This window comes from Streptomyces cyaneofuscatus, from assembly GCF_042718795.1.
Classification (GTDB): domain Bacteria; phylum Actinomycetota; class Actinomycetes; order Streptomycetales; family Streptomycetaceae; genus Streptomyces; species Streptomyces cyaneofuscatus_A.
In genome coordinates, this window is sequence record NZ_JBHXOX010000018.1 from 75,951 (window position 1) to 95,197 (window position 19,247).

A 19,247-nucleotide genomic window follows, 5' to 3' on the forward strand; every position below is an offset into this window, starting at 1 on the left:
GCTCGTATGCTCGGTTCATGACCGATCCTGATCCTCAGAGCGGACGCCCGACCTCCAACGCCATGCGGCGCGCGCTCAAACGCGCCCGGGACGGTGTCGCCCTCGACGTCACCGAGGCCGCCGTCCTGCTCCAGGCGCGCGGCGACGATCTGACGGACCTCGCGGCGTCCGCCGCCCGGGTCCGGGACGCGGGCCTGGCGGCGGCCGGCCGGCCGGGCGTGATCACGTACTCGCGCAAGGTCTTCATCCCGCTCACCCGCCTCTGCCGTGACAGGTGCCACTACTGCACCTTCGTCACCGTCCCCGGCAAGCTCCGCCGCGCGGGCCACGGCATGTTCCTCTCGCCCGACGAGGTGCTGAAGATCGCCCGCGACGGCGCGGCGATGGGGTGCAAGGAAGCGCTGTTCACCCTCGGCGACCGCCCCGAGGACCGCTGGCCCGAGGCGCGGGAGTGGCTGGAGGCGGAGGGGTACGACGACACCCTCGCGTACGTACGGGCGATGGCGATCCGGGTCCTGGAGGAGACGGGCCTGCTGCCCCACCTCAACCCGGGCGTCATGACGTGGACCGACCTCCAGCGGCTGAAGCCCGTGGCGCCCTCCATGGGGATGATGCTGGAGACGACGGCGACCCGCCTGTGGTCCGAGCCGGGCGGCCCGCACCACGGCTCCCCGGACAAGGAGCCCGCCGTACGGTTGCGGGTCCTCCAAGACGCGGGGCGCTCCAACGTCCCCTTTACCACCGGCATCCTGATCGGCATCGGCGAGTCGTACGAGGAGCGCGCCGACTCCCTCTTCGAGCTGCGCAAGACGGCCCGCGCCTACCACGGCATCCAGGAAGTCATCGTGCAGAACTTCCGCGCCAAGCCGGACACGGCGATGCGCGGGATGCCCGACGCGGAGCTGGAGGAGCTGGCCGCCGCCATCGCGGTGGCCCGGCACATCCTCGGCCCCTCGGCCCGCATCCAGGCGCCGCCGAACCTGGCGGACGCCGAGTACGCGCTCCTCATCGGCGCGGGCATCGACGACTGGGGCGGGGTCTCGCCGCTCACCCCCGACCACGTCAACCCGGAACGCCCCTGGCCGCACATCGACGAACTGGCTTCGCGCACGGCCGAGTCAGGCTTCACGCTCCGCGAACGCCTCACCATCTACCCGGAGTTCATCCAGCGCGGCGAGCCCTGGCTCGACCCCCGCCTCCTCCCGCACGTCCGCGCCCTGGCCGACCCGGAGACGGGCCTGGCCCGCGAGGACGCCCTCCCCGTCGGCCTGCCCTGGCAGGAGCCGGACGAGGGGTTCACCTCCTCCGGCCGCACCGACCTGCACGCCACCATCGACACCGAGGGCCGCACCGGCGACCGCCGCAACGACTTCGACGAGGTGTACGGGGACTGGGAGGCGCTCCGGGAGGCGGCGGCGCCCGGCATGGTCCCGTCCCGGATCGACGCCGACGTACGCCAGGCGCTGAGCCAGGCCGCCGACGACCCGACGAAGCTCACCGACGACCAGGCCCTCGCCCTGCTCCACGCGGACGGCCCGGCGCTGGACGAGCTGTGCCGGATCGCGGACGCGCTGCGGCGTGACGTGGTCGGCGACGAGGTCACGTACATCGTCACGCGGAACATCAACTTCACCAACGTCTGCTACACCGGCTGCCGCTTCTGCGCCTTCGCCCAGCGCCGCACGGACGCCGACGCGTACACGCTCTCCCTGGACCAGGTCGCGGACCGGGCGGCGCAGGCGTGGGACGTGGGCGCGGTCGAGGTCTGCATGCAGGGCGGCATCCACCCGGACCTGCCCGGCACGGCGTACTTCGACATCGCGCGGGCGGTGAAGGAGCGCGTGCCCGGGATGCACGTCCATGCGTTCTCGCCCATGGAGGTCGTCAACGGGGCGACCCGCACCGGCATGTCGATCCGCGACTGGCTGACGGCCGCCAAGGAAGCGGGACTCGACTCGATCCCCGGTACGGCGGCGGAGATCCTGGACGACGAGGTCCGCTGGGTCCTGACCAAGGGCAAACTGCCCACGGCCACCTGGCTGGAGGTCATCAGGACCGCGCACGAGGTGGGCCTGCGCTCGTCCTCGACGATGATGTACGGGCACGTGGACCAGCCCCGCCACTGGCTGGGCCACTTCCGTACGCTGGCCCAACTCCAGCAGGAGACCGGAGGCTTGACGGAGTTCGTCACCCTCCCCTTCATCCACACCAACGCCCCGGTCTACCTGGCCGGCATCGCCCGCCCCGGCCCGACGGACCGCGACAACCGGGCGGTCACGGCGATGGCGAGGCTCCTCCTGCACCCGCACATCACCAACATCCAGACGAGCTGGGTGAAGCTGGGCACGGAGGGCGCGGCGGAGATGCTCCGCTCGGGCGCCAACGACCTGGGCGGCACGCTGATGGAGGAGACGATCTCCCGTATGGCGGGGTCGAGTTACGGCTCGTACCGCTCGATCCAGGACCTGAAGGCCATCGCCGACCTGGCGGGCCGCCCGTCTCGCCCCCGCACGACCCTGTACGGCGAGGTCCCGGCGGAACGGGTCGCGGCGGCCACGGCCTCGGACGGCCACCTGCCGGAGCTGCTGCCGGTGGTGCCGGGCTGAGCTGAGGGCAGGCAGCGGGCCCCTCGGCCGGGAAGGGCCCGCTGCCTGGAAGGGGCCTGCTGCCCGGAAGGGTTACGCCGCCCAGCAGGGTCCCGCTCGGCGCGCTTCCGTTTCCTTCTGTCATGAGCAGGGCAACTCTTGCGGGGACTGCCCCTGCCGTATCGCTCTGCCGAGTCAGGAGTGAGACACCATGCGCCGCACCCCGCCCGGGATGTCGACCGTCACCCGCCGTGCCCCCCGCATCGCCACCGTCCTCGCCGCCGCCGGCCTCCTCGTGCTCGGCACCGCGACCGCCGCGCACGCCGAGCCGCCGCAACACCTTCCCCAGAACGCCGGGGGCTACGAGCAGACCTTCTCGCCCGCCTTCGACTACGACGGGGACGGGTGCTACGCCACCCCCGCCATCGGCCCGGACGGCACCCTCGCCCCCGGCCTCAAGACGTCCGGCGCGATCAACGGGAGCTGCCGGGACAAGTGGGACCTGGACAACTCCCAGACGTACGCCCGCTCCAAGTGCAACAACGGCTGGTGCGGCATCGTCTACGCGAGCTACTTCGAGAAGGACCAGGCCGTCCACGGCAGCGGGCTCGGCGGCCACCGCCACGACTTCGAGCACGTCGTCTCCTGGGTCAACCAGGCGGCGAACCAGGTGGATTACGTCTCGACCACCCAGCACAGCACCGTCAAGACCTACCCCCGCTCCCAGGTGCGCTTCGACGGGTCGCACCCCAAGGCCGTCTACCACAAGGACGGCCCGAGCACCCACTTCTTCCGCCTCGCCAACAGCAACGACGAGCCGCCCGAGAACCACTACGGCACCTGGCGCTACCCCCCGATCGTCGACTGGAACGGCTTCCCCAGCACCGCCCTGCGCGACAAGCTCATGAACGCCGACTTCGGGTCCGCGACCATCAAGGTCACCGACAAGGACGACCGCTTTCGCAACCTCCTCAACAACTCCAAGCCCGCGGGCATCCCCTTCGACCCCTGGGCCTGACGAGCTCTGAGGGGCGTCACGCCAGGGGGAAGGCGCGCCGGTAGTCGCTCGGCGACACCCCGATCTGCTTGAGGAAGTGGTGGCGGAGGTTGTTCGCGGTGCCGAGGCCGCTCAGCTCCCCGATCCTGGAGATCGGCAGGTCCGTCGATTCCAGCAGGCTCTGGGCGCGCCGCAGCCGCTGGTTGAGCAGCCATTGCAGCGGGGTCACCCCGGTGGCAGCCTGGAGCCGCCGGTAGAGGGTGCGCGGGCTCATCGCGGCCTGCCGGGCCAGGTCCTCGACCGTCAGCGGCTCGTCGAGGCGCTCCCGGGCCCAGTCCAGGACGGGCGCCAGGCCCCGGTCGTCGGTGGCGGGCACGGGCTGGTCGATGAACTGCGCCTGGCCGCCGGGGCGGTGGGCCGGGACCACCATGCGGCGCGCCAACTGGTTGGCCACGTGGGCGCCGAGGTCGCGGCGTACGAGGTGGAGGCAGAGGTCGAGTCCGGCGGTCAGCCCGGCGCTGGTGAGGACGTCGCCATCGTCCACGTACAGCACCGAGTCGTCGACCTCCACCTTCGGGTAGCGGGCGGCCAGTTGGGCCGTGTGCATCCAGTGGGCGGTGGCGCGGCGGCCGTCGAGGATGCCCGCTTCGGCGAGGGCGAAGGCGCCCGTGCACAGGGAGACGATGCGGGCGCCGGAGTCGTAGGCGCGGCGCAGGGCGGTGATCAGTTCCGGCGGCAGGGGCCGGCCCTCGTTCACGCAGGCGTCGGGCACCGACGGCACGATGACCGTGTCGGCACCGACGAGGTCGGCGAGGCCGTGGCGGGTGTGCAGGGACAGGCCGGTCGTCCCGCCGGCGGGAGTGTCGGGGTCCTGGCCGGGCTCGCCCGTGCCGCAGAGCCGCAGGTCGTACCACGGCTCCGCCAGGTCGGGCTGCGGCTTCCCGAACACCGTGCAGGGGATGCTCAGTTCGTACAGCTCCCAGGAGGGTACGTGCATCTCCTCGGTCACGACCACGGCGACGGAACCAGCACTCATGCCCCTCAGCGTATGGCAGGAATTTGGTGGTCACCGTCACCGCTGTCACTTCTCCCGCCCGTACCCGGCTGCGAGCGTGGTGCGTACGTGATCAACCGGCCCAGGCGTGGGCATACGTACGGGAGTTGAGGCATGGGCACCGAGCGTTCGGCCGTCACCGTCATCGGGCTGGGGCAGATGGGGTCGGCACTGGCCGCCACCCTGCTGGAGCGGGGTCACCCGACCACCGTGTGGAACCGTTCCGCGCGGAAGGCGCAGCCGCTGGTCGACCGGGGCGCCGGACTGGCCGCGACCCCCGAGGAGGCGGTCGCGGCGAGCCCGCTGGTCATCGTCTGCGTCCTGGACTACGACGCGCTGCACGCCACCCTCGACCCCGTCGCGGGCTCCCTGGCGGGCAAGTCCCTGGTCAACCTCACCTCCGGCTCCCCGGAGCAGGCGCAGGAGGCCGAGGCGTGGGCCCGCTCGCACGCCGCCGACTATCTCGACGGCGCGATCATGACTACCCCGCCGGGCGTCGGCAGCCCCGAGACGATGTTCCTCTACAGCGGTTCGCAGACCGTCTTCGCCACCCACCGCCCGACCCTGTCGGCCCTCGGCGACCCCCTGCACCTGGGCGCCGAGCCAGGCCTGGCCTCCCTCTACGACGCCGCCCTGCTGGGCCTGATGTGGTCCACCATGACGGGCTGGCTGCACGGCACGGCCCTGGTCGGCGCGGAGAAGGCGGGCGAGACGGAGAAGGCGGGCGAGACGGGGAAGGCGGAGAAGACCGAGGCCACGGCCTTCACCCCGGTCTCCATCCGCTGGCTGGGCGCCGTGACCGGCTTCCTGGCCACCTACGCCGCCCAGGTCGACGCCGGCCACTACCCGGGCGACGACGCCACCGTCGACGTACAGATCGCGGCCATCGACCACCTGCTGCACGCCGCGGCGGCCCGGGGCATCGACAACGCCCTGCCCGAACTCCTCAAGGCCACCATGGAACGCACCCGGGACCTGGGTCACGGCTCCGACAGTTACGCGAGCGTCATCGAGGTCCTGAGGAAGAGGTCCTGAGGAGGGGGACGGCCAGCGCATGACCGCACGGCCTCGCGCGCGGCGAAGCTATTGACTTTCGATAGCTATCGATCGAAACTCGATAGATGCACAGTCTCCTCGTCGCCATCCTCCGTATCGGCATCGCGGCAGCGGTCCTCTTCGGTCTCTTCGCCCAGGCTGTCATCATCCCGACGACCGCGGCCGACGAGGCGGCCCTCTTCCCTCCGTACGAGCCGTACGCCCTGCCGTACGTCGTCGCGTCGATCCTCGGCGTCGCCTGCGTCCAGGTCGCCCTCGGCGCGATCTGGATGCTGCTCTCGATGGTCGAGCGCGACGCCATCTTCACCCGCTCCGCGTTCCGTTGGGTCGACACCATCATCGGCGCGGCGGTGGTGGCCACGGTGATCGCCCTCGCGGCGGCGGTGCACCTGACCTTCGGCACCATCCCGTCGCCCGACGACGGCATGGACGTCGAGGGTGCGCTGCTCGCCGCCCTGGCGTGCGTGGCGGTGGGGGCGGCGTTCTCCATGCTCATGGTCATCATGCGCACGCTGCTCGGCAAGGCGATGGACATGCGGACCGAGCTGGCCGAGGTCATCTGATGCCGATCGTGGTGGAGATCGACGTGCTGCTCGCTGAACGGCACATGTCAGTCGGGGAGTTCGCCGCCGCCGTCGGGATCACGCCCGCCAACATCGCCGTCCTGAAGAACGGCCGGGCGAAGGCGGTGCGGTTCGCGACGCTGGAGGCGATCTGCCGCGTACTGGAGTGCCAGCCGGGGGACGTCCTGCGGTACGTCCCCGAGGAGTGACCGCCGCACCGGCCCCGGCGGTCAGTCCAGGGTGAGCTGGAAGTGGGAAGTGGGCTGCTTCGCGGTAGTTGCCGTTCGGGGCCGTGACCTCCACCGTGATCCGAATGCCCTTCGAGGGGGGCTTGAGGCGGACCGGGGCCACGCGCTCGTCACCCTTGCCGAGGGGTGGCGTGAGGGCGGCTTCCGACGTGGCGCGGTTCAGCCAGCCGACGTCGTGGCCGAGCGCGGTTTCGTCGTCGGCCTCTCCGGCCCGGATGGCGAGGGGTGCGGGGTACGAGGCGGGGTCGAAGCGGAGCTGCTCGTCGGTGCCGTTCTCGTACGTCACGGAGAGGCTGTAGGTGCCGTCGTCGTGGGCCTCGGGGCGGCTGACGGTGATGCGTAGCCCGTCCTCGTACCGACCTTACTCAGGAGGGCGGTTGAGTAGGTGCGGGGACGCCCGGCAGACGACAGGACGGGGCCGGTCGGATTCGAACCGGCGTCCTCCCACATGCGGTGAAGGCGCGACAACCACTGCGCTACGAGCCCCATCCCGCTCGCGAGCATAAGGTCACGATGCCCCGGCCTGCCACGCCGGGCCCGCACCCTCGCCCGGAGAGGACGGAGGCACGGGCCCTTGGGGCGTCCGCCGTTGGGCTCAGCCCCCGGCCGCGAACTCCACGAAGGCCGCCCAGGCGGGGGCGGCGACGAGGAGGGCGGGGCCGGTGGGGGCCTTGCTGTCGCGTACGGGGACCACGCCGGGGTAGCCGTCCGCCACCTCGATGCAGTTGTTCGCGCCGCCGTCGCTGTAACTGGACTTGCGCCACATGGCGGTAGAGAGGTCGAGCGTGCGCTTCATGATCCTCTGAACTCCTTCAGGACGCCCCTGATGAACGCGATGGAGTCGGGCGGGGGCAGCGACCGATCCCGTGCCCGATCGTAGGCCAGCCGGGCGCGCGTGACGTCTTCCGGATCTTCCAGCAATTCGGAGCATTGGTTGCCTTCCATATAGGCAACGGCGCTCCCGTCCTCCTGCCACAGGAGCGTAAGGGAGCCGTCCATCAGGTGGTGCGCCCCGGCCGAGAACGGCAGCACCTGAAGCGTGACCATCGGCAGCTCCGCGACCGCGATCAGGTGCTCCAGTTGCGCTTCCCATTCCTCCGCGCTGCCGACCTGACGCCGTAGCCCGTACTCGTCGATGATGATCCGGACGGTGGGGGCCGGGTTGCGGTAGAGGAGCTGTTGACGGCCCAGTCGCGCTATGACCTGCTCCTCGACCGACTCGGCTTCGCTCTCCGTTTCCTGGTCGCCGGACAACAGGGCGCGGGCCACGTCCTCGGTCTGGAGCAGTCCGGGAATGCCGAGCGTGAACAGGTGCATGATGCGAGCCCCGAACTCCAGCCGCATGAACTCCTTGTACTTGTCCTTGAAGACCTCCCGCCGCGCCACCTTCCACAGCTCGACCAGCAACCCGCCCGTCTTGTAGAACCGGTCCAGGTCCTCCATCACCGCTAGCTTGGACAGCCGTTTCGGTCATCCCCGACCCCTTGCCGTTGTCCTGTGCACAGGCAATCGCGTGCCTCTGCCGAGCGTAGGGCGGCGGCCGTGACGATGGAGGCACGAACGGTAATCACCACCCGTCAGGGTCACGCGACCCCCACGCGCTAAGGACGCCGACATGACCGACACCTCGCAGCTCCGCCTCCTCCCCTGGAGGTCCCCCGAAGGCAAGCCCTGCTATCTGAGCACCAGCAACCCCAACAGCCGGTTCTCCCGCCTCGCCGACAAGGTGGAGGAGGAGCAGATCGAGTGCGGCAACGTCGTGCTTGAAGGGGCGCAGGAAGTGCTGGCGGACCAGGTGGCCGGGGAGGTCGCTCTGCGGTTCGCGCTCACGCAGGCCGTGCTGTCCTTGCGGGACGTGCTGCTCATCGCGCACAGCCGGGGGGAGCGGCTGCCGGATCCCGGGGTCCGCTGACAGACTGAACCCCATGCCTGCGATCCCGCCCCGCCGTCTCTCCCTCCAGCAGATCGTCGAAGGGCAGCGGCGTGCCGCGTTCGTCGGGCGGGAGGGCGAACTTGAGTTGTTCCGTGGGAACTTCACCGTTCCGCCCGAGGATCCCCGGCATCGGTTCGTCTTTCATGTGCGGGGCAACGCCGGGGTCGGCAAGACCTCGCTCGTACGGGAATGGCAGCAGGCGGCACGGGAGTTCGGGGCGCTCACCGCGTCCGTCGACGAAGGGGCCGACTCCGTGCCGGAGCTTCTGGGCTCCGTCGCGGGGCAGTTCGCCGAGCAGGGGCATCCGCTGCGGGCGCTGGACCGGATGCTGGCCACCTACCGGCGTGCTCTCCACGATGTGGCCGGCCGGCTCGCGGCCGACGGGGACGGGCCCTCGCCCGCCGCTCTCGCCACCGCGCAGGCCGGGCTGATCGCAGCCGGGGCGATACCCGTGGTCGGGGCGCTCGCCGGCGGCATTGATCCGGCGGTCGTGGCGCGGGGCGCCGGCGGGCTGTGGGCGGTGTTCGGGGGGCGGGCGCGGCAGCAGGAGGAGGCGCGGCTGCTGGCGGAGCCGTTACGGGCGCTGACGCCGGTGTTCGTCGCCGAGCTCGGGCGGGTCGCGGACGCGGTGCCGTGGGTCGCGCTGTTCCTGGACACGTACGAGCGCACCGAGCCCCTGCTGGACCGGTGGCTGGCGGACCTGCTGCTGCGCGGCCGGTACGGGGAGCTGCCCGCCAACCTGGTCCTCACCCTGGCCGGGCAGCGGCGCCTGGATCCCGCGCACTGGGGCGATCGGGGCCGCCTGGTGGCCGACGTACCGCTGGGGCCGTTCACCGAGGCCGAGTCGCGTCAACTCCTGCACGGGCGCGGGGTGGTGGACGAGCCGGTGGTACGGGAGGTGCTGCGGCTCTCCGGCGGGCTGCCGGTCCTGGTGTCGACGCTCGCCGCCAACCCCGGCGCGGCCGGCGAGGCGAACGCGACCGCCGTCGAACGCTTCCTGGCCGGCGAGAGCGACCCGGCCCGCCGGGCGGCCGCGCTCGCCTGCGCGCTGCCCCGCCGGTTCGACGAGGACCTGGTCGCCGTGGCCGTCGGCGTACCGGAGGGCGGGTCGTACGCCGTTCCCGGACTCTACGACTGGCTGCACGAGCTGCCGTTCGTCGCCGAGCGGCACTCCGGCCACTCCCGCTACCACGCCGTCGTCCGGGCCCCCATGCTCCGCCTCCAGCGCACCGGGTCGCCGCGGCGCTGGAAGGCGGCGCACGACCGGCTGGCCGAGGCCTTCGCGGCCCGCCGGGACGCGGCCGCCGAGGGGATCGACCCGGAACGGCTCTGGGCCGAGCAGCCCTGGCGCCGGGCGGCCCTGGAAGTGCAATACCACCAGCTGTGCGCCCGCCCCCGTACCGCGCTGCCCGAGGCCCTGCGCGCCGGGATCGCGCTCTGCTCCCAGCGGCCGTCCCGCGCCCGCTACTGGGCACGGACCCTCGCGGAGGCGGGCGAGGACACCGACAACGCCGTACTGCGGGAGTGGGGCCGGGACCTGCTCGCCGCCATAACGGACCACGCCCCGCGCCCCACCGCCGCCCTCGGGCTCCTGCTGACCCGGGCCGAGCTGACCGACACGGACCGGGCGGCCGCGCTGGTGGCGCGGGCCTGGGACCGTTTCCGGGCCGGGGAGCTGGACGCCGCGCTCTCCGACCACGGGCGGGCGATCGCCGTGGACCCGCGCAGCGAACACGCCCACCAGGGGCGGGCGGTGATCCTGCGGGCGCTCGGGCGGTACGAGGAGGCGCTCGCCGACCTGGACCGGGCCGAGGAGATCGCGCCCGCCTGGGCCTGGGCGGTGCGCGAGCGAGGTGAGACGTACCGGCGGATGGGCCGCCTGGAGGAGGCCCTCACCGTCCTGGACCGGGCGCACGCGCTGGACCCGTCCGACGCGGTGCCGCTGGGCAGCCGGGGCCTGGTCCGCCATGGGCTGGGCCGGCACGAGGAGGCGCTCGACGACTTCGACCGGGCGGTCTCGCTGTGGCCGGAGTACGCCTGGGCGCTGGTCCGGCGAGCCCGGGTCCGCACCGTCCTGGGCGACCGGGTGGGGGCCCTCGCCGATCTGGACCGGGCCGAGGAGCTCGCCCCCGGGCTCCCGGGAACGGAGGGGGAGCGGGGCGAGGTGTACCGGGCGACCGGGCGGCACGAGGAGGCCGTGGCCTGCTACGACCGGGCCATCGCGATGGACCCGGGCTACGCCTGGGCCCACGGCAGCCGGGCCCTGGCGCTGGAGGCCCTGGGCCGCCTCACGGAGGCGCGCGCGGACCTGGACCGGGCGTTGGCGCTGGACCCGGAGTACGGCTGGGCCCGGGCACAGCGGGAGCGGCTGGGGTGACCGGGGCGGAGATCTTTTGCCGGCTCCGGCACCGGCTTCCGCTCCGGCTCCGGGATGCCGCGCCCCCGGCCGGCCGGCGGTGATCGCCCCGCCCGCCCGTCCGCCCCACCGGCCGGCCGGCCCAAAAGCGACCTGCGGGACGTCCGTCGACATACCCGTACGTACCCAGGTCGCCCCCTCTACCGCCCGTTCCCGTTCGATTACAGTGCTTGCGCGGTCGCCCGCAGAGCGCCGCGCCGACGAGCACGTGGTGACGGGGAGGGGGCGGGGTGAGCACAGGGACCACGGCGGTCTGGGGACGGGCCGAGCAGCAGGACTTCCGCAGCCGGGTGCGCGGGGCGCTGCTCGGCGGGGCCGTCGGGGACGCGCTCGGGGCCGGGGTCAGCGGGCTCGCGCTGGAGGAGATCCGGGAGGCGCACGGGGCCGAAGGGGTCACCGACTACGTTCCCGCGCACGGCAGACGCGGGGCCGTCACCGCCCTCACCCAGCTCACCCTCTTCACCGTGGACGGGCTGATCCGCGCCCAGGTCCGCCGTGACACCGGCGCCTGGCACCCGCCCACCGATGTGCACCGGGCCCACCTGCGCTGGGCCGCGACCCAGCACGACTGGGGGCCCGACGAGCGGCGCAAGGACAACGGGTGGCTGGCCGCGGAGGAGTGGCTCTACGCCCGCCGCGGGCCCAGTCGGGAGTGCCTTGGCGGCTTCGGCGACACCGTCATGGGGACGCTGGAGCGACCCAAGAACCCGGCCGCCCGGGACGCGGGCGCGCTGACCCGGTCCGCGCCGTTCGGGCTGCTCGTGGGGTGGGAGCCGCAGCTCGTGCTCCAGCTCGCCGTCGAGTGCGCGGCCCACACCCACGGGCAGCCCGCCGCCCAGCTCGCCGCCGGAGCCTTCGCCGTACTCGTGCACGCTCTGGCGCGCGGCGAGAGCCTGGACGGCTCCGTGCAGCACACGATGGCGCTGCTCGCCGAGCGCCCGGGCCATGAGCCGGTGACCGAGGCCCTCCAGCAGGCCCTCGGGTCGGTGCGGCAGGGCATCCCCGGCCCCGCCCTCATCGAGGCGCTGGGCGCGAGCGACGCCGCCGAGGAGGTGCTCGCCGTCGCCGTGTACTGCGCCCTGGTCAGTGAGGACGTACGGCACGGGCTGCGGCTGGCCGTGAACCACGGCGGGCCGTCCCGCGCCACCGGGTCCGTCTGCGGGGCGCTGCTCGGCGTGCAGCACGGTGAGACCGCGCTGCCGCCGGCCTGGCTCGCGGAGCTGGAGGGGCGCCCCACGCTCCTCGAACTGGCCGACGACTTCGCGATGGAGATGACCCAGGGCCCGGCGCTGCACAGCCCGACCGCCGCCGCCCCGGGGTGGCTGGCCCGCTACCCGCGCGGCTGAGGGGCCGGGGCCGGGCCTGTGGGTGCGTGCGTCAGCGCATCAGCTCACCGGCGTTGACCAGCAGGGACTGGCCGGTGATCGCCCGCGCCCGGTCGGAGGCCAGGAAGGCGACGGCCTCCGCCACATCCCCGTCCGTGGCCAGCTCCGGCAGGGCCATCCGCTCGGTGAGCCGGGCCAGCACCTCGGACTCCGGTACGCCTTCGGTGTCGGCGGTGAACTGGACGTACGCCTGCACCGGCGGCCCCCACATCCACCCCGGCAGCACGGTGTTGACCCGGATCCGGTGCGGCCCCAACTCCCTTGCCAGGGAGTACATCGCGGAGGTGAGCGCCCCCTTGGACGCCGCGTAAGCCGCCTGCCACACCTGGGAGGGCGCGGCCACCGCGGACTGGGTGCCGATCACCACCACCGAGCCGCCGCGCTCCTTGAGGGCGGGCAGGCAGGCCCGGGTCATCCGCAGCGTACCGAGCAGGTTCACGTCGAGCACCGCCTGCCAGGTGGCGAAGTCCGCGTCCTGGAGCCCGCCGAAGTAGCTGTCCCAGGCGGCCACATGGACCACCGCGTCGATCCCGCCGAACCGCTCGACCGCCAGGGCCGCCAGCGCCTCGCACTGTGCCTCGTCGGTGATGTCGGTCGGCAGATGGGCGGTGTGCCGGCCCTCAGGGTCGATCTCCGCCGCGACCTTCGCCAGATGCGCCGCCGTACGCGCCCCGAGCACCGCGCGGCCTCCGTCCCGTACGACGGTCTCCGCGACCCGGTGACCGAGCCCCGCGCCGACGCCGGACACGATGACGGTCTTCCCCGCGAGCAACATCGGCGCCTGCGACATCGGTGCCTCCCGGCCCTGGAAGTTTATCTGACGAAGCGTCAGAGTAGGTGGTGGCGGGCCCCGATGGAAGGGGAGAGGGAAGGGCGAGGGGGAGGGAGGCAGGGAGAGATGGTGGACGACGACGACGGGAAACGGACCGGGCGCTATGCCGAGCTGGCGGCGGTGGGGCCGTACGGGGTGCGCCCGGGGCACGCGCTGATCACGATGGTCGAGCCGCATCCGGGCCATGAGTACGCCTACAACCGCTGGTACGAGGACGACCACTACTACGCGGGCGCCACCGCCATGCCGTGGATGTTCGCCGGACGCCGCTGGGTGGCCACCAAGGACCTCCAGGAGCTGCGCTATCCGGAGGAGTCGGCGGTCGCCCGGCCGGTGGGGACGGGGTGCTACCTGTCGACGTACTGGGTGACCGAGGGCCGCTACGACGAGCACATGAAGTGGACCGTCGCCATCAACAAGCGGCTCAACCGGGACGGCCGGGTCTACCAGGACCGTACCCACGTCCTCACGGCCTTCCAGGACCACGAGGCCACGGTCTACCGCGACGGTGCCGCCGGGCCCCGGGACTTCCACGCGCTCGACCACCCGTACGCGGGGCTCGTGCTCCAGGTGGTGGACGCCGAAGGGCCCGAGCAGCGGGCCGAGTTGCTGGAGTGGCTGAGGTCGCGGCATCTGCCGAAGCGGCTGAGCGGGTCGCCCGCGGCCATGGTGACCGTCTTCCGGCCGACGCCCCTGCCCGGTGACCGGATGCGGTACGTGAAGCAGGTCGAGGGGGTGGAGACCCGGCTGACGCTGCTGTGGTTCCTTCAGGAGGACCCCCGTACCTGCTGGGAGGAACGGTTCACGGGGCTCGACGCGGCGGTCGCGGAGACGGGGCTGGGGCGGGTCGAACTGGTCGCGCCGTTCATCCCGACCGTGCCGGGGACCGATCGGTACGTCGATCGGTTGAGGTGACGGCCGTCGGCTGGGGTTGGGGTGGGGGCCGCCGGGCGTGCCGAGCCCCCTCGGCCAGGACGGCGAACCGGTCGAGAGGGCTCCATCAGGTGGTGCTGTCGTGCAGGCAGTACGGTGGTGCAGGTAGTGCTGTGGTGCAGGTAGTGCTGTGCTGCGGCCTGCTGCGCGGTCGTCAGGCGTCGATCGGGCCCGTGGCGACATCGCGCACGAACGCGTTCCACGCACCGGGGACGAAGTTGAGCGAGGGGCCCTCGGGGGCCTTCGAGTCACGCACGGCGATGGACAGAGCGACCGGGGACTTGACCTCGACGCACGCGCCGTTGCCCCCGGAGTACGACGACTTCGTCCACATGTCCGTAGCACCCTGAAGAATTGCCATGTTCACTCCGGTTCAGAGAGTTGGGTGAGTCGCACCAACCTGATTCCGGTTGGCGTGATCGACGCTACTCGCCAAGCCCCGTCCATGAGATGGCCGTTCACTCGACCGGGTGTCATTCTGCTAGGAACTCTTACGCTGTGAGTCGGCGGCGGTGTAGGGTGCCGCCGCCGCTCACTCGGCGCTCTGAGGGGTGTCCTGATTCAGCTGGTGTACGACTTGGCGATCTTGGTGATGAACTCCCGCGTCTGCTCCACGTTCAGAGCCTGCGCCCGCAGGTGTTCGTACATCACGCTGTAGCGCTGCACGTCGTTCGCCTTCTCCAGGTAGAGGTCGCTCGTGACGCCCTCGATGTAGACGACGCTGGAGTCCGCCGCGTCGGGGAACTCCAGGATCGCGTACTGCCCGTTGATCCCGGGGTGCGCCCCCATGTCGAACGGCAGCACCTGCACGGTCACATGCGGCAGGTGCGACTGCTCGACGAGGTGCTCCAGTTGTTCGATCATCACCTGGTTGTCACCGACCCGCCGGCGCAGCGCCGACTCGTCGATCACGGCCCACAGCCGCAGCGGGTTCTCCGGCGCGTTGACCCGGTCCTGGCGCCGGGAGCGTACGTTGACGCGCTTCTCGATGTCCGACGGCGGCGCCTCGGGGAGCGCGCCGCTGATCAGCGCCTCCGCGTAGGCCCGGGTCTGGAGCAGGCCCGGAACCATCTGGGGCTCGTACACCCGCAGGGACTCCGCGTCCGTCTCCAGACCGATGTAGACGCTGTACGGGATGTCGCCGAAGGCGTGCCACCAGCCCTGCTGGCGCGAGTCCTTGGCCATCTGCATGAGCGAGTCGACGATGCGGACGTCCTCGACCTCGTACACCCCGCAGAGGTCGCGCACGTCGCGCTGGCTGATGGAGCGGCGGCCGTTCTCCAGGCGGCTGATCTTCGACTGCGAGACGAGCAGGCGCTCCGCCACCTCCTCGGCCGTCATGCCTTTGAGTTCGCGCAGGCGGCGCAGTTCCTGGCCCAACCTGCGTCGCCTGACTGTGGGATTGACGTTGGACGGCACGGAAAGTGCACCTCCGGCTATGTAGCTGTGCGTATCTACTGCTCAGCAGATTGCCACCCCGTGCCCCGGCCGCGCTGGGAAACGGCCACACGCAGGTGCGTGCGGTATAAGCCCCGGGCCGCGCACCGGAGCACGCACCGGCGCGCGGCAGGGCGTGCGCTACGGCGCGCAAGCGCACGGGGCAGCCGGTCGAAACCGGCTGCCCCGTGCGTGGTGCGGCTCCCGGACCGGGTCCTGGGACGGCGGTACGGCGGTGTGCGATTGTCCGCGCGGTCCTCTGCGCGGGTCCTGATTCAGACGGCTCCGGGGCAGCTCGCGGCGGTGTGCGCCATGCTGTCCCGGCGTGCCTGTGCTTGCGGCTGCAACGGAACGCCCGCTGCCTGCTGCGTACGGCGCGGCTGGACGGCCACTCCGTTCTGGACGTCCATCACGGCGTGCGCCACGAGGCCGCCCATGGGGTCGTGCCTGATCAGGTCCCGGAGCCGGGAGCGCGATGAACGCCCCTCGTTCCCGGGGTACAGGTGCTTGCCGAGTCCGACCGCGTGGGCCAGTGCGGCGAGCGCCGCGGTCCGCGGGTCCGGCGGTACGCCGGTGCGGATCGCACTGTCCAGCCGGGCTCTGATGTCCCGGCTGATCGCTGTCTCCGTCGCCTGGTAGCGAGTCGTCGGCAGCACTCCGCACATCTGGCCCGCCACGGCATGAACCATGCCGCACCGCTCCAGATGGGCGAGATAGATCTGGCGCAGCCCCAGCCGGGGCCCGCCGATCCAGTGGACCGCCCGGACCGGGCTGCCACGACGGCGCAGCAGCTCCAGTGCGGAGTCCAGTGTCGGATCTCCTGTCGGCCGTGGCATCACCACGGCGATACGATCCCCGTCAGGGGCTATCCGTCCTGCCAGAGCCAGCTCCACTAGCTGTGCCCCGGCCAGGCCGAGGTCGAGCGACTGCGGCTGCGCTGTGGTACCCGTGGCCGGGTCCAGAGCGAGCAACAGAAGCTCCTCCGGGATTGTTCTGCGGCTCCTGCCCATCCATGCCTCCCCGCGTGGATGTCTGACAGGGTGACCCCTCTCACATTCATCTGTCGAGAGCGCCTGACTGCTTTGTATGGGAACCGGTAGGTATGTCGTTCTCGTCTAGCAGCTCGGCCAGGGGTTCACACAGGACACTGGTAGATGGTTCGGACAGCGCGGGGATGGCCCCGCGGCGCATGAGGAGGCATCGGTGGCGGGCGAGTCCCCCGACAAAACGGAGCAGCGGAAGTCGTCGGGGACGGCTGCGGAGGAACGTGATCCGCGCTTCGCGGTGTTCCGCGAACCCGGTGCGGACGTGGCTGCGGACGTGGCTGAGGATGCGGCTGCCGACGAGGCGACGCCGGAGGGCGTGGCGTCGGACCGGGTGATGTCGGACACGGCTACGGCTGTCTTCCGTCCCCGTCTCCCGGAGGACGAGGCCGGGCGTACGCCGGAGGCGTCCACATCCGGCCCCGAGGAGCCCGCTTCCGGCGACGCTTCCGGCGAGGAGGAGCCCGCGAAGGCTCCTGAGGGCGCTGTAACGCCCCGGAGTCCCGCAGAGGGCTCCGACGAGGGCCCTGAGGGCTCCGCAGGCTCTGATGCGGCCACGGAGGCCCCTGAGGGCGACGCGGACGGCACGTCCGACGGCACGTCCGACGTGGCTGTGAGCGAGCCGGAGTCCGGTGACGTACGGCTGCGCGCGGCGGTGGCCGCGTGGGTCGATGCGGCAGCCGAGGGCGAGGGCAAGGCGGACGAGAAGGCGAACGGCGAGGCGGAAGACTCCGCGAAGGGCGAGGCGGAGGGCGAGGCGAAGGTCGAGTCGGCCGCGGATGCTGCCGCCGGCGCGGATGCCGACAGCGAGCCTGACGCTGACGCCGAGCCCGCTGCTGACACTGATGCTGACCCCGGCGCCGAAGCTGAAACTGAAGCCGAGCTCAAGCCTGCTGAGAAGCCCGAGCCTGCTGAGAAGCAGGAGGCCGGGGCGAAGACCGCGACCGCGGCTGAAGCCGAGCAGACGGAATCTGCGGCCGAGTCCACGTCCGACGCCACGTCCGACGCCACGTCCGACGCCACGTCCGACGACGGCCCCGCTCCCGACGCCGACGTTGACACTGCCATCGCCACCGGCTCCGCCGCCACCGGCTCCGACCTGCGAGGAATCGATCAGCCCACGGCCGTCTTCAAGGCGGTCGCGCCCGCCAAGAGGGTCGACCAGCCGACGACCGCGCTGAAGCTCTCGCCGCAGGAACGCGAGGAGCTGAAGGCCGCCGGCGACAAGGCCCGCGAGCCCGAGAGCGCCGCCGAGCGGACGAGCACCTTCGTACCCCTGCGCTCCGACGACGTGCGACCCGCCCCCGCGCCCCGGGCGCCGGAGACCCCCGAGACCGAGGCGCCGACGGGCAAGCCGGACTCCGGCTCGGCGACCCCGGCTCCGGCCACCCCGACCGCGGCCCCCACGTCGCCCACTCCCGCCGCCCCGTCCTGGGCGGCGGCCGAGCGGACCCGGCAGCAGCCGCTGCCGCCCAAGCCGCCGCTCGACCTGCTCGCCGAGCTGACGAACACCCCGCCGCCGGCCGAGACCCCGGTCCGTACGGCGGTGCGGCGGGTCAAGATCTGGACCCCGCTGGTCCTCCTCCTGCTGATCGTCTTTGCGATCGTGCAGGTGATGCGCCCGCTGCCGGAGCCCGCCCTGGAGCTCACGGCGAAGCCGACGTACACCTTCGAGGGCGGCGAGACCAAGCTGTCCTGGCCCGGCCAGGGGCAGTCGGCCGTGATGGTGGACGGCGTCGGGTCGCTCGGCTCCGAGGGGGCGCAGAAGCCTGCGCCCATCGCCAGCGTCGCCAAGGTCATGACCGCCTACGTGATCCTCCAGGAGCGCCCGCTCAAGGGTGACGAGGTGGGCGAGACGATCACCGCCGACCAGCAGGCGGAGGACGAGTCCAAGAACGAGGACGAGTCGGTGGCCCAGCTGACCAACGGCCAGAAGCTCAGCCAGCTCCAGTTGCTCCAACTGCTGATGATCCCCTCGGGGAACAACGCCGCGCGGCTGCTCGCCCGCTGGGACTCCGGGAGCGAGGACAAGTTCGTCGACAAGATGAACGACGCGGCCAAGGACCTCGGGATGACCGACTCGACGTACACGGACCCGAGCGGCCTGAAGAAGACCACCGTCTCCACCGCGACCGACCAGTTGAAGCTGGCCCAGGCGGTCATGCGGAGCGAGGTGTTCCGGAAGATCGTGGACATGCCCGATATCGAGATCGAGGGCATGCCCGGCAAGATCTACAACAACAACACGCTGCTCCTGCAGCCCGGCGTGAGCGGTATCAAGACCGGTTCCTCCACCCCTGCGGGCGGCAACCTCCTCTGGTCCGCGAACACCGTGGTCGACGGCAAGACGCTGTGGATCTACGGCGCGGTGATGGGCCAGCAGGCCGGTACCGGCGGGGTCCACGACAGCCTGGAGCTGTCCCTGGCCAACAGCCTGAAGCTGATCAAGGACGCGCAGAAGGCCCCTACCTCCGCCACGGTGGTGAAGAAGGGTGACGTGGTCGGATATGTGGACAACGGATTCGGCGCACAGACCCCGGTGATAGCGACGAAGAACCTCAAGGCGGTCGGCTGGCCCGGCCTGGAGGTCGAGCTCAAGGTCACCGACAACGGCAAGGGCATCGGGCACTCCGCGAAGGCGGGCAGCGAGGTGGGCATGGTGACCGTGGGCACGGGCACCGGAAAGGTCACGGCACCGGTGGTGCTGCAGGGCGACCTGACCGAGCCGGCCTTCGGTGACAAGCTGACCAGGATCGGCTGAGCAC

General features: G+C 71.8%; 17 protein-coding genes. 10 read left to right on the plus strand and 7 right to left on the minus strand.

What is annotated here, in order from left to right:
* Nucleotides 1–17 precede the first annotated feature (17 nt).
* Together ACFWRT_RS21455 and ACFWRT_RS21460 are read left to right on the plus strand one after the other, a co-directional pair.
* A complete protein-coding gene (locus ACFWRT_RS21455; protein WP_380950308.1) occupies nt 18–2,606 on the plus strand; it encodes a bifunctional FO biosynthesis protein CofGH in 2,589 nt (862 codons plus the stop codon).
* Between the two features lie 190 nt (nt 2,607–2,796).
* Nucleotides 2,797–3,603: an NPP1 family protein gene (locus ACFWRT_RS21460; RefSeq protein WP_380950307.1), complete on the plus strand. Its 807-nt coding sequence runs from the start codon at nt 2,797–2,799 to the stop codon at nt 3,601–3,603.
* A gap of 16 nt (nt 3,604–3,619) precedes the next feature.
* Here the strand turns inward: ACFWRT_RS21460 and ACFWRT_RS21465 are convergent, their stop codons facing one another.
* On the minus strand, nt 3,620–4,597 hold the full coding sequence (locus ACFWRT_RS21465) for a GlxA family transcriptional regulator (protein WP_463288375.1): 978 nt from the start codon (nt 4,595–4,597) through the stop codon (nt 3,620–3,622).
* A gap of 153 nt (nt 4,598–4,750) precedes the next feature.
* Between ACFWRT_RS21465 and ACFWRT_RS21470 the strand changes: the two genes are divergently transcribed.
* The 3 genes from ACFWRT_RS21470 (at nt 4,751) to ACFWRT_RS21480 (ending at nt 6,464) form a co-directional block, all read left to right on the plus strand.
* Entirely contained in the window at nt 4,751–5,671 is a 921-nt protein-coding gene (locus tag ACFWRT_RS21470) for an NAD(P)-dependent oxidoreductase (protein WP_380950305.1), read from the plus strand.
* 86 nt (nt 5,672–5,757) lie between these two features.
* Complete coding sequence (locus ACFWRT_RS21475) at nt 5,758–6,255, plus strand: DUF2975 domain-containing protein (protein WP_380950304.1); 498 nt, start codon at nt 5,758–5,760, stop codon at nt 6,253–6,255.
* A complete protein-coding gene (locus tag ACFWRT_RS21480; protein ID WP_380950303.1) occupies nt 6,255–6,464 on the plus strand; it encodes a helix-turn-helix domain-containing protein in 210 nt (69 codons plus the stop codon). The genes ACFWRT_RS21475 and ACFWRT_RS21480 overlap by 1 nt, the downstream gene beginning before the upstream one ends.
* A 634-nt stretch (nt 6,465–7,098) precedes the next feature.
* On the opposite strand, the gene ACFWRT_RS21485 is transcribed toward ACFWRT_RS21480, so the two are convergent.
* Nucleotides 7,099–7,299, minus strand: coding sequence for a DUF397 domain-containing protein (locus tag ACFWRT_RS21485; protein WP_380950302.1), 201 nt, complete (start codon nt 7,297–7,299; stop codon nt 7,099–7,101).
* Complete coding sequence (locus ACFWRT_RS21490) at nt 7,296–7,946, minus strand: DUF5753 domain-containing protein (RefSeq protein WP_380950301.1); 651 nt, start codon at nt 7,944–7,946, stop codon at nt 7,296–7,298. The genes ACFWRT_RS21485 and ACFWRT_RS21490 overlap by 4 nt, the downstream gene beginning before the upstream one ends.
* A 172-nt stretch (nt 7,947–8,118) precedes the next feature.
* Here ACFWRT_RS21490 and ACFWRT_RS21495 point away from each other — a divergent pair, with 172 nt between their 5' ends.
* From ACFWRT_RS21495 to ACFWRT_RS21505, 3 genes are all read left to right on the plus strand, one after another.
* Entirely contained in the window at nt 8,119–8,415 is a 297-nt protein-coding gene (locus ACFWRT_RS21495; protein ID WP_380950300.1) for a sulfatase, read from the plus strand.
* Nucleotides 8,416–8,428: 13 nt separating this feature from the next.
* Nucleotides 8,429–10,813, plus strand: coding sequence for a tetratricopeptide repeat protein (locus ACFWRT_RS21500; protein WP_380950299.1), 2,385 nt, complete (start codon nt 8,429–8,431; stop codon nt 10,811–10,813).
* 269 nt (nt 10,814–11,082) lie between these two features.
* Nucleotides 11,083–12,198 (plus strand): ADP-ribosylglycohydrolase family protein, encoded by a 1,116-nt coding sequence (locus ACFWRT_RS21505; protein ID WP_380950298.1) that lies wholly within the window; start codon nt 11,083–11,085, stop codon nt 12,196–12,198.
* 31 nt (nt 12,199–12,229) lie between these two features.
* Here the strand turns inward: ACFWRT_RS21505 and ACFWRT_RS21510 are convergent, their stop codons facing one another.
* Nucleotides 12,230–13,012, minus strand: coding sequence for an SDR family oxidoreductase (locus ACFWRT_RS21510; RefSeq protein WP_380950381.1), 783 nt, complete (start codon nt 13,010–13,012; stop codon nt 12,230–12,232).
* 123 nt (nt 13,013–13,135) lie between these two features.
* On the opposite strand from ACFWRT_RS21510, the gene ACFWRT_RS21515 reads away from it, so the two are divergent.
* Entirely contained in the window at nt 13,136–13,984 is an 849-nt protein-coding gene (locus ACFWRT_RS21515) for a hypothetical protein (RefSeq protein WP_380950297.1), read from the plus strand.
* 172 nt (nt 13,985–14,156) lie between these two features.
* Here ACFWRT_RS21515 and ACFWRT_RS21520 read toward each other — a convergent pair whose 3' ends face one another.
* The 3 genes from ACFWRT_RS21520 to ACFWRT_RS21530 all read right to left on the minus strand — a co-directional run bounded on the left by ACFWRT_RS21520 (nt 14,157) and on the right by ACFWRT_RS21530 (nt 16,449).
* Entirely contained in the window at nt 14,157–14,363 is a 207-nt protein-coding gene (locus tag ACFWRT_RS21520; protein WP_380950296.1) for a DUF397 domain-containing protein, read from the minus strand.
* A gap of 200 nt (nt 14,364–14,563) precedes the next feature.
* Nucleotides 14,564–15,421, minus strand: coding sequence for a helix-turn-helix domain-containing protein (locus ACFWRT_RS21525; RefSeq protein ID WP_380950295.1), 858 nt, complete (start codon nt 15,419–15,421; stop codon nt 14,564–14,566).
* Nucleotides 15,422–15,714: 293 nt separating this feature from the next.
* Nucleotides 15,715–16,449 carry a GOLPH3/VPS74 family protein gene (locus tag ACFWRT_RS21530; protein WP_380950294.1) on the minus strand — a complete coding sequence of 245 codons (735 nt, stop codon included), beginning with the start codon at nt 16,447–16,449 and terminating at the stop codon, nt 15,715–15,717.
* A 193-nt stretch (nt 16,450–16,642) separates the two neighbouring features.
* Between ACFWRT_RS21530 and ACFWRT_RS21535 the strand changes: the two genes are divergently transcribed.
* On the plus strand, nt 16,643–19,243 hold the full coding sequence (locus ACFWRT_RS21535) for a serine hydrolase (protein WP_380950293.1): 2,601 nt from the start codon (nt 16,643–16,645) through the stop codon (nt 19,241–19,243).
* Nucleotides 19,244–19,247: the final 4 nt, after the last annotated feature.